Origin of the sequence: Streptomyces sp. NPDC058671, from assembly GCF_042716475.1 — a bacterium.
Lineage (GTDB): Bacteria > Actinomycetota > Actinomycetes > Streptomycetales > Streptomycetaceae > Streptomyces.
Genome location: NZ_JBHXSA010000024.1, coordinates 112086 through 120359 on the forward strand (window position 1 = coordinate 112086; position 8274 = coordinate 120359).

General features: G+C 71.2%; 10 protein-coding genes. 6 read left to right on the forward strand and 4 right to left on the reverse strand.

The window, feature by feature from the left end:
* Positions 1-4: 4 nt before the first annotated feature.
* The 3 genes from ACFWV2_RS26615 to ACFWV2_RS26625 are packed head-to-tail and all read right to left on the reverse strand — an operon-like array spanning position 5 to position 2990.
* On the reverse strand, positions 5-838 hold the full coding sequence (locus tag ACFWV2_RS26615) for a carbohydrate ABC transporter permease (protein WP_384408488.1): 834 nt from the start codon (positions 836-838) through the stop codon (positions 5-7).
* The gene (locus ACFWV2_RS26620; protein ID WP_384408490.1) at positions 835-1734 is read right to left on the reverse strand and encodes a carbohydrate ABC transporter permease; all 900 of its coding nucleotides are present in this window, start codon (positions 1732-1734) and stop codon (positions 835-837) included. The genes ACFWV2_RS26615 and ACFWV2_RS26620 overlap by 4 nt, the downstream gene beginning before the upstream one ends.
* Positions 1731-2990, reverse strand: a complete 1260-nt coding sequence (locus ACFWV2_RS26625; RefSeq protein ID WP_384408492.1) for an extracellular solute-binding protein — start codon at positions 2988-2990, stop codon at positions 1731-1733. The genes ACFWV2_RS26620 and ACFWV2_RS26625 overlap by 4 nt, the downstream gene beginning before the upstream one ends.
* 174 nt (positions 2991-3164) lie before the next feature.
* Between ACFWV2_RS26625 and ACFWV2_RS26630 the strand changes: the two genes are divergently transcribed.
* From ACFWV2_RS26630 to ACFWV2_RS26650, 5 genes are all read left to right on the forward strand, one after another.
* Positions 3165-3932, forward strand: coding sequence for a GntR family transcriptional regulator (locus ACFWV2_RS26630; protein ID WP_351218422.1), 768 nt, complete (start codon positions 3165-3167; stop codon positions 3930-3932).
* 76 nt (positions 3933-4008) lie between these two features.
* Positions 4009-4773 (forward strand): GntR family transcriptional regulator, encoded by a 765-nt coding sequence (locus ACFWV2_RS26635; RefSeq protein WP_384408494.1) that lies wholly within the window; start codon positions 4009-4011, stop codon positions 4771-4773.
* A 154-nt stretch (positions 4774-4927) separates the two neighbouring features.
* Positions 4928-5131, forward strand: coding sequence for a cold-shock protein (locus ACFWV2_RS26640; RefSeq protein WP_360796293.1), 204 nt, complete (start codon positions 4928-4930; stop codon positions 5129-5131).
* Positions 5132-5341: 210 nt separating this feature from the next.
* Positions 5342-5743 carry an STAS domain-containing protein gene (locus tag ACFWV2_RS26645; RefSeq protein WP_384408497.1) on the forward strand — a complete coding sequence of 134 codons (402 nt, stop codon included), beginning with the start codon at positions 5342-5344 and terminating at the stop codon, positions 5741-5743.
* Position 5744: 1 nt separating this feature from the next.
* Complete coding sequence (locus ACFWV2_RS26650) at positions 5745-6218, forward strand: ATP-binding protein (RefSeq protein ID WP_384408499.1); 474 nt, start codon at positions 5745-5747, stop codon at positions 6216-6218.
* On the opposite strand, the gene ACFWV2_RS26655 is transcribed toward ACFWV2_RS26650, so the two are convergent.
* The gene (locus ACFWV2_RS26655) at positions 6166-7083 is read right to left on the reverse strand and encodes a SigB/SigF/SigG family RNA polymerase sigma factor (protein ID WP_384408501.1); all 918 of its coding nucleotides are present in this window, start codon (positions 7081-7083) and stop codon (positions 6166-6168) included. The two genes, ACFWV2_RS26650 and ACFWV2_RS26655, sit on opposite strands and share 53 nt — an antisense overlap.
* A gap of 417 nt (positions 7084-7500) precedes the next feature.
* On the opposite strand from ACFWV2_RS26655, the gene ACFWV2_RS26660 reads away from it, so the two are divergent.
* A complete protein-coding gene (locus ACFWV2_RS26660) occupies positions 7501-8085 on the forward strand; it encodes a type 1 glutamine amidotransferase domain-containing protein (protein WP_384408503.1) in 585 nt (194 codons plus the stop codon).
* Positions 8086-8274: the final 189 nt, after the last annotated feature.

The window sequence follows — 8274 nt, forward strand, 5'->3', positions numbered from 1 at the left end:
GGCGTTATCCCTTCACGGCTCCGCCGGTCATTCCGGCGGCGACCCGGCCTTGCAGGACCAGGAAGAGGACGAGGACGGGCAGGGCGAAGAGGGTGGAGGCGGCCATGGTGGCGCCCCAGTCGGTGCCGAAGACGTTGGAGAAGGACGAGAGCCACACCGGCAGGGTGCGGTCGTCCTGGTTCTTGATGATCAGCATGTTGGCGAAGGCGAACTCGTTCCAGGCGGTGATGAACCCGAAGAGCGAGGTCGCGAGCAGCCCGGGAGCGAGCAGGGGCAGGGTGACCCGCCGGAAGGCGGCGGCGCGGGTGCAGCCGTCGACCTGGGCGGCCTCCTCCAGCTCGGCCGGGACGGCGGCCAGGAAGGAGCGGAGGGTGACGATGGTGAAGGGCAGGGTGATCATGAAGTAGACCAGGCTGAGGGTGGCGAGCCGGTCGAGCAGGTCGGAGTCCCGGGCGATGACGTACATCGGGATCAACAGCGCTTCCCACGGCGCCACCTGGGCGAGGAAGACCATGAGGATGAAGCCCCGCCTGCCGCGCCAGCGCATCCGGGCGACGGCGAAGGCGGCGGCGAGCGCCACCACGAGCGCGAGCAGGACGCACCCGGCGGTCACGAGCAGACTGTTGCGCCAGAAGATCCAGAAGCCGTCCGCCGCCACCGCGTGGCGGAAGTGCTCCAGGGTGACGGAGCCCGGCAGGAACCGGGGCGTCTCGGACTGGATGTCACGGGTCGGCCTGAAGGCGGTGAGGACCATCCAGTACACCGGGAAGACGGCCAGGACGAAGACGAGTGCCGCGGCGGTGTTCAGGGGGAGTCGGCGCAGGGCGCGCGGTGTCACCGGTCGGCCTCCTGTCGGAGCATCTGGCGGAAGTAGGCGAGGAGCACGGCCACGAGGAGGAGGACGGTGAGGGTCGAGACGGTCGCCCCGAGGTCGTAGCGGTGCAGGGACCTGGCCACCTGGTAGGCGTAGACGGGCAGGGTGGTCGTCGCCTCGCCGGGCCCTCCCTTGGTCACGGCCCAGATCTGGGCGAAGCACCGGAAGACCCAGATGACCTCCAGACAGAGGACGAGACCGAAGATCGGCCGCAGGAGGGGCAGCGTCACCGAGCGGAAGATCCGCCAGGCACCGGCTCCGTCGAGCCGGGCCGACTCGTACAGCTCCGCGGGAACGGTCAGCAGGGCCGAGTGCAGGGTGATGGCGGCGAAGGGGACCGACTGCCAGACCACGAGCAGGACCAGGACCGTGAACGCGGCGGGACCGTCGGCCAGCCAGGAGTAGCCCTCGAAGGACTCGAACCCGAGCCGGACGAGAACCCAGTTGACCACCCCGAGGCGCGAGGCGAAGAGCCACTGGAAGACGGTCGTGGTGGCGATGACCGGACTCGCCCACGCCAGGACGAGCCCGCTCGTCACCAGGACGCGCGCCCACCGGCCGAGCCGCTGCATCATCAGGGCGACCAGGGTGCCGATCACCATGATCAGCGTGACGTTGACCAGCGTCCACCAGAAGGTGCGCCGGACGACCTCCCAGAACTGGGGGTCGGCCAGGACCGTCCGGTAGTTGCGCAGCCCCACGAACCCGGCGTCACCGCGGATGAGTTCGCCCATGCCGTACTCCTGGAGGGAGATCAGCAGGTTGCGGACGAGGGGGTACGCGAGGAGGAGCACCCCGCCGACGACCGTCGGGGCCACCAGGAGGTAGGGCCAGAGGGCCGGCCCGTTCGGCCGTCTCACGAGCCGAGCGTCCTGGTGATGCTCTGCGACGCGGTCGCGGCCGCCCGTGCGGGATCGGTGCCGGTGAGCACGGCCGTCATGTACTGCTTGATCGGGTTGGTGGCCTCGACGGCCGCCCACTGGGGGGAGTTCGGTGTCGCCCGGCCACGGGCGGCGCCGGCGGCCATGGCGGCCGTGCCCTCGTCGTCCTGGATGACATGCGCCAGGGAGGTGCGGTTGGGGACGTAGCTCATGGTCCGCGCCATGTCCGTCTGCCACTTCTCGCCCGCCAGTGCCTCGACCACCTCGTAGGCGGCGTCGGGGTGGGTCGAGGCCTCCGGGACGATGAGGTCGGAGCCGCCGGTGAAGACCGCGCCGGGCTTCTCGGCGGACTTGCCGGGGACGGGGAAGAAGCCGAGCTTCCCCTTCAGCGCGGGGTTGATCTCCTCGACGATCTTCGCGCCGCCGGGGACGGCGATGATCTGGGCGACGTCACCCTTGGCGAAGACCTCGGCCTGCGGGGGCTTGGCCTCGTCGGAGTCCTTGGGGCCCTTGCCGAGTGCCTGGAGCTTCCGGTAGAAGTCCATGCCCGCGAGGGCCTGCGGGGTGTCGAGCGCCCCCTTCCACGTCGTGCCGTCCTGGACGGCGAGGTCGCCGCCCTCCTCCCAGACGAAGCCGGACAGGGTGTACCAGTTCTGGCCGGGCAGGTAGATGCCCTGGGTGGCGCCCCGGTCGAGCTTCGCGGTGACGGCGAGCCACTCGGCCTGCGTCTTCGGCGGCGCGGTGACGCCCGCCCTGGCGAAGAGGTCCTTGTGGTAGATCACGACCCGGTTGGCCGCGTACCACGGGATGCCGTACTGCCTGCCGTCCACTTTCCCCGGTTCGGCGAGGCCGGGAAGCCAGTCGGCGCCGTTCAACTCGGCGGTCTTCGCGCTGAGGTCGCGCACGCCGCCGCTCGCCGCGTACTGCGCGACCTGGGTGTTGCCGACCTCGATGACGTCCGGGGCGTCCTTGCTGGCGAGGGCGGCCGTGACCCTCTCGCCGATGCCGTCCCACTCCTGGATCTGGATGTCGAGGTCGATGTCCTGGTGCTCCGCCTCGAAGCCGGAGCGGAAGCGGTCGAGGAAGGCGTCGGTGACGCTGTCCTTCATGATCCATACGGTGACCTTCTCCGGTCCGCCGGAGGTCACCGGGTCGCCCGGACCGCCGCAGGCCGTGGCGGCGAGTGCGACGGCCGCCGCGAGGGCGACAGGGCCGGAGAGGGGACGAGTCTTCACGGGCACCTCGATGCATGGTTGACCAATTGGTCAAGTGGTCAGGTGTGTGACCAGAAGGTGGCACGGACCGATGGAGCCGTCAATCCCTTGAAAAACATGAGCTGTTCACCCATCGACAGCACAACGGACCCCGTTAGTATCGGACTTACCAGTTGACCAGTCAGGGAGAGTGGCATGAAGGACGGCTCCTCCAGCGGAGTGCTGAAGAGGGAGCGGGTTCGGGAGCACCTGCTGGGCCTCATCGAAGGAGGCGGCCCCGGCGACCCGATCCCCTCCGAGCGCACCCTCTGCGCCACCCTCGGGGTCTCCCGCCCCACGCTGCGCGCCGCCGTCGACGAACTCGTCGCCACGGGCGCCCTGGTACGGGAGCACGGCCGCGGCATGTTCGTCGCCCCCGCCAAGATCACCCAGCGACTCGCCCCGGACGACGCGGCCTTCACCGTCCCGCGCGCCTCGGGCAGCTGGTCGAGCACCGTCCTGGAGTCCGCCACCGTCCGGGCCGGTGCCCGCATCGGACGCAGACTCCGCCTCTCACCCGCCGCCGAACTGCTCTACGTCGCCCGGCTCCGGCTGGTCGACGGCGCGCCCATGGCCATCGAGCACCTGCACATCCCTGCGGACCTGGTGGGCGCCGCCCTCACCCCGGAGGAACTCGAAGCCGGCGACCTCTACGACCACCTGCGCGAGCACCATCGGGTCCACGTCCAGGAGGCCACCCAGTCGATCGAACCCACCGTCGTCAGCGAGGACGAGGCCGCGCTCCTCGACGTCCCCGTCCTCTCGCCCGCGCTGCTGATCGAACGCCTCACCCTCGACACCGCCCGCCGCCCCGTCGAATACGTCCACTCGGTCTACCGCGGCGACCGCTACCGGATCGTCTCCCGGCTCGATTTCACCCGCGACGGTCTCGTGACCTCCTCGACCGAAGGAGATGCATACTGACCCCCGGCCGACGGCGCACGGGAAAACCGCGGGGGAGGGGACCCTCCCGCCGACGGCGCACCGGGGAGGGGACGCGATGGAGCTCAAACGCGAGCGGGTGCGGCAGCATCTGCTGACCGTGATCGACGGACGCCGCCCCGGCGACGCCATCCCCTCCGAGCGCACGCTCTGCGCCACCCTCGGGGTCTCCCGCCCCACGCTGCGCGCGGCCGTCGACGAACTCGTCGCCACCGGCCTGCTGGTCCGGGAGCACGGACGGGGCATGTTCGTCGCCCCCGCCAAGATCACCCAGGAACTGGTCGCCGAGCACCGGGCGCCCGGCGAGCCCCGGGGCCGCGGCGCCTGGACGAGCACGGTCCTCGAACTCCGCACCGTACGGGCCGGTGCGCGGATCGGCCGCAAGCTGACGCTCTCCCCGGCGGCGGAGCTGGTGCACGTCACGCGACTCCGCCAGGTCGACGGCGCCCCGATCGCCCTGGAACACCTGTACCTCCCGGCCGACCTCGTGCCCGGACTCACCGCCGCCGACATGGAGGGCGGCTTCTACGCCTTCCTGCGCGAGAAGCGCGGCATCCGGACCGCCCACGCCGTCCAGTCCATCGAGCCGACCGTACTGAGCGAGGAGGAGGCGGCGCTCCTCGGCGTACCGGTCCTCTCGCCCGCCCTGCTCTTCGACCGGACCACCTCCGACACCACGGGCAGACCCGTCGAGTACGTCCGCTCGCTCTACCGGGGCGACCGCTACCGCATCGTCTCCCGGCTCGCCCTCCGCGAGGGAGTGACCGATGCTCCGGCCGCCGGGGACACCCGCGGCGGAGCGTGGTGGGAGTCGGTGGAGTGACGGCCCGCCCGGCCGTGCGAGACGTCCTGTAAGAAGATCGGAATGGTGAGTGTAGGGACGGGCGGGGTGGGGGAGGACTGCAGTGGACGCCCGCAAGAGGGCGCCGCAGCGGACCGACACCGGGGCCGCTGCCGGATTGACCAGAAGGACGAGCATGGCCAGCGGCACCGTGAAGTGGTTCAACTCCGAGAAGGGCTTCGGCTTCATCGCCCAGGACGGCGGCGGACCGGACGTCTTCGCTCACTACTCCAACATCTCGGGCAACGGTTATCGCGAGCTCAACGAGGGCGAGGCCGTGACCTTCGACATCACGCAGGGCCAGAAGGGTCCGCAGGCGGAGAACATCGTCCGCGCCTGACCCCGGTCCCGCGCACCCCGCTTCCAGACGGCGCCCGCACTTCGTACGGGCGCCGTCCGCGTGCCACGGCACCCGCGGCCACGCCCCCCTGAGCGGCCCCGACGCCGGGCCCCACCGCACCCGCTCCGTGTGACCGCAGACGCCCGGGCGGCGCGGGCGCATGGGACAGGTGGAGAAAGGGCAAAAGGTACAGAGAAGGCTGGTGAGCGCATGGTGGACGAAGAGCGTGCGGGAGAAGGGGAGGGAGGCCTGCCCGGCCGGTTCGCGGTGGACGTCCGGCCCGTGCCGGGCGGTGAAGCCGTCGTCCTGGTGCTGGCGGGCGAGCTCGACCGCGACGGCGTCGAGCCGCTGCGCGAGGCCCTGGAACAGGGGGACGGCAGCGGGCGGATCATCGTCGACTGCTCCGGCCTCGGCTTCTGCGACTCCTCCGGACTCAACGTGCTGCTCAGGGCCCGTATGCGGATCATGGAGGCCGGCGGAAGGCTCGAACTCTCCGGCCTGCGGCAACCGGTGCACCGGATGTTCGAGATCACCGGCGCCCGCAGCGTGTTCGAGGTGTACGAGAGCACGGACGAGGCACTCGCCGGACGCGGCCGCGAAGGCGGCGGATGACATGCCCGAGAGCGTTGACGGCTTCCCGGAGCAGGTGCGCCGGCTCGCGCTGTACGGGACCCGGGGCGTGGTGGCGAGGTGCCGGGACTTCACCGCCGCCGCGCTGAGGGACTGGGGCTGGATTCCCCCGGAGACCGAGGAGGCGGAGCAGCGGGTCGAGGACGTGCTGCTCCTGGTGTCCGAGGTCGTCACCAACGCGTGTCTGCACGCCGACGGTCCGGAGGAACTGGTCCTGCGGCACGGGCGGGGCGGGCTGCGGGTCGAGGTCGCCGACACCAGCACCGAGCACCCGCGCGTCCAGCAGGCCCGGTCGCCCGCGCTGCCCGGCGGTCACGGGCTCATGGTGCTCGACCGGCTGGCCGGCGACTGGGGTAGCGAGGACAGGGGACAGGGAGCGACGGGCAAAGTGGTGTGGCTGGAGGTCAGCCGTCCGTCTCGTCCTCAGTGGGGTCCTCCTGGAGAAGACCCGTCCTGAGCTCCTGAAGGATCCGGGTCAGCAGACGCGAGACATGCATCTGGGAGAGGCCGATCCGCTTGCCGATCTCCGCCTGGGTCAGCTCCTCGCCGAAACGCAGTTCCAGGATGGTCCGGTCCCGCTCGGGCAGCCGGTCGAGCAGCGGCCGCAACGAGGTGAGGGACTCGATCAGCTCGTACGAGGGCTCGCAGGCAGCCAGGTGCCGCGGACTCGCGCCGGGGGCGGACTCCTCGTCCCCCGCGGGGACGTCGAGGGACCGGGCGGCGTAGCCGTGCGCCGCGAGCTGGCCCTCGGTGACGTCGTCCTCCGTCAGGTGGAGCTGCGCGGCCAGCTCCGCGCGGCTCGGACGCCGACCGAGGCCCTGCTCCAGGGTGTCCGCGGCCTTGGCCAGGTCGATCCGCATCTCCTGGAGGCGCCGGGGCACCCGTACCGCCCAGCTGGTGTCACGGAAGAAGCGCTTCATCTCGCCGACGATCGTGGGCAGCGCGAAGGCGGAGAAGTCGACGGCGCGCCCGGGGTCGAAGCGGTCGATCGCCTTGATCAGACCGATCGTGCCGACCTGGATGATGTCCTCCACGGGCTCCGCCCGGTTCCTGAACCGGCGGGAGGCGAACTTGACCAGACTGAGGTTGAGCTCCACCAGGGTGTTCCGGACATAGGCGTGCTCCGGGGTTCCCTCTTCCAGGACCCGCAGCCGCTCGAAGAGCGCGACGGAGAGCGTCCGGGCGTCGTCCGTCGAGACGGCGGTGGGGCGGGTCGGCTCGGGCAGGCCGTCGAGCGCCGCCCGACGCGTCACGGCTCCCGGCGGACCTGCGGCTTCCGGCGCGTGGGGCGAGGTGGCCGAGCGGTCTCCGACGGTGGACATGAAAGCTCCTTCGACGGTGGCGGTGGGCCTGCGTCGCTGCCCTGGGCGGGAGCGGCGGGGGTCCCGTCAGTCGAACGTCCTGAAGGGAGGATGCCCGTTATGGTGATGTTTGACACGATTCTGCCGTAATTCGTACATGCGTGTCGTCGCCACTACTGCATTCGAGGCCAGGGTGGATGCGGGCAGGCGTATCCAGGGCGGACGTGCGTGAACGCCCTCCGGACGGGGCGCCCCGGGCACGAGGTCTTCCCTGTCGAGGGATCCCCGCCTCGCCGCGTCGGGGTTTCCCCCATCTGCACCAGTTCATGTGCGCTGCGGAACTCCTCTCGCTTTCGACAGGTTTGATCGGCGCGCAGGGGGTCAGCCGTACAGACGACGGGGGGTAGGACCGCAGGAACCGCAAGAGAGGAACACGTTGTGTCGCTCGACGGAAAGCCCGCCCTCGACGGAAAGCACGTCCTCGTCCTCACCACGAACTACGGGACGGAGCAGGACGAGCTCCAGAAGCCGATGGCCGTCCTGCGCGAGGCCGGCGCCCGCGTGACGGTGGCGGCGCAGAAGGACGAGCCCGTTCAGACCCTTGTCTCGGACCGCCGGCCGGGCTCCGCCGTCCAGGCCGACACGACCCTGACCGAGGCCACGGCCGACGGGTTCGACGCGGTCGTCGTACCGGGCGGCACCCTCAATGCCGACCAGCTGCGCACCGACGACGACGCACGACGCCTCGTCTCGGCCTTCGCCGAGGCCGGCAAGCCGGTGGCCGCCATCTGCCACGGCCCCTGGCTCCTCGTCGACAGCGGACTTGCCCGGGACCGGAAGCTGACGTCCTACCCGTCGCTCCGCACCGACCTGGAGAACGCCGGGGGCGAGTGGGTGGACCAGGAGGTCGTCGTCGACACCTCCGGCACCCACCCCCTGATCACCTCCCGCACGCCCGACGACCTCGACGCCTTCTCGGCGGCGATCGTCGACGCACTCGACGGCGGCGGGAACCGAGGCTGACGAGAAAGGCCGCAGGCGCGGCACGAAGGCCGTCGACGACCTGACACACCGCGCCTCCCGGACCACAGGAGCGCATCGGCCGCGCCCGCACCCCCGGCGGCCCGCCCGCCGGGGGGGGGGGGGGCGGCGGCCGCCCCGCGGGGGAAGAGAGAACCCGCCCCGGGCAAACCCACGGGGGGCCGACGCCCA

Bases quoted from the DNA above. Each gene is read 5' to 3' on its own strand.
- ACFWV2_RS26630 (WP_351218422.1), top strand. From the start codon at position 3,165: ATGAAGGACGGCTCCTCCAGCGGAGTGCTGAAGAGGGAGCGGGTTCGG.
- ACFWV2_RS26655 (WP_384408501.1), bottom strand. From the start codon at position 7,083: ATGTCCACCGTCGGAGACCGCTCGGCCACCTCGCCCCACGCGCCGGAA.
- ACFWV2_RS26635 (WP_384408494.1), top strand. From the start codon at position 4,009: ATGGAGCTCAAACGCGAGCGGGTGCGGCAGCATCTGCTGACCGTGATC.
- ACFWV2_RS26640 (WP_360796293.1), top strand. From the start codon at position 4,928: ATGGCCAGCGGCACCGTGAAGTGGTTCAACTCCGAGAAGGGCTTCGGC.
- ACFWV2_RS26650 (WP_384408499.1), top strand. From the start codon at position 5,745: ATGCCCGAGAGCGTTGACGGCTTCCCGGAGCAGGTGCGCCGGCTCGCG.
- ACFWV2_RS26645 (WP_384408497.1), top strand. From the start codon at position 5,342: ATGGTGGACGAAGAGCGTGCGGGAGAAGGGGAGGGAGGCCTGCCCGGC.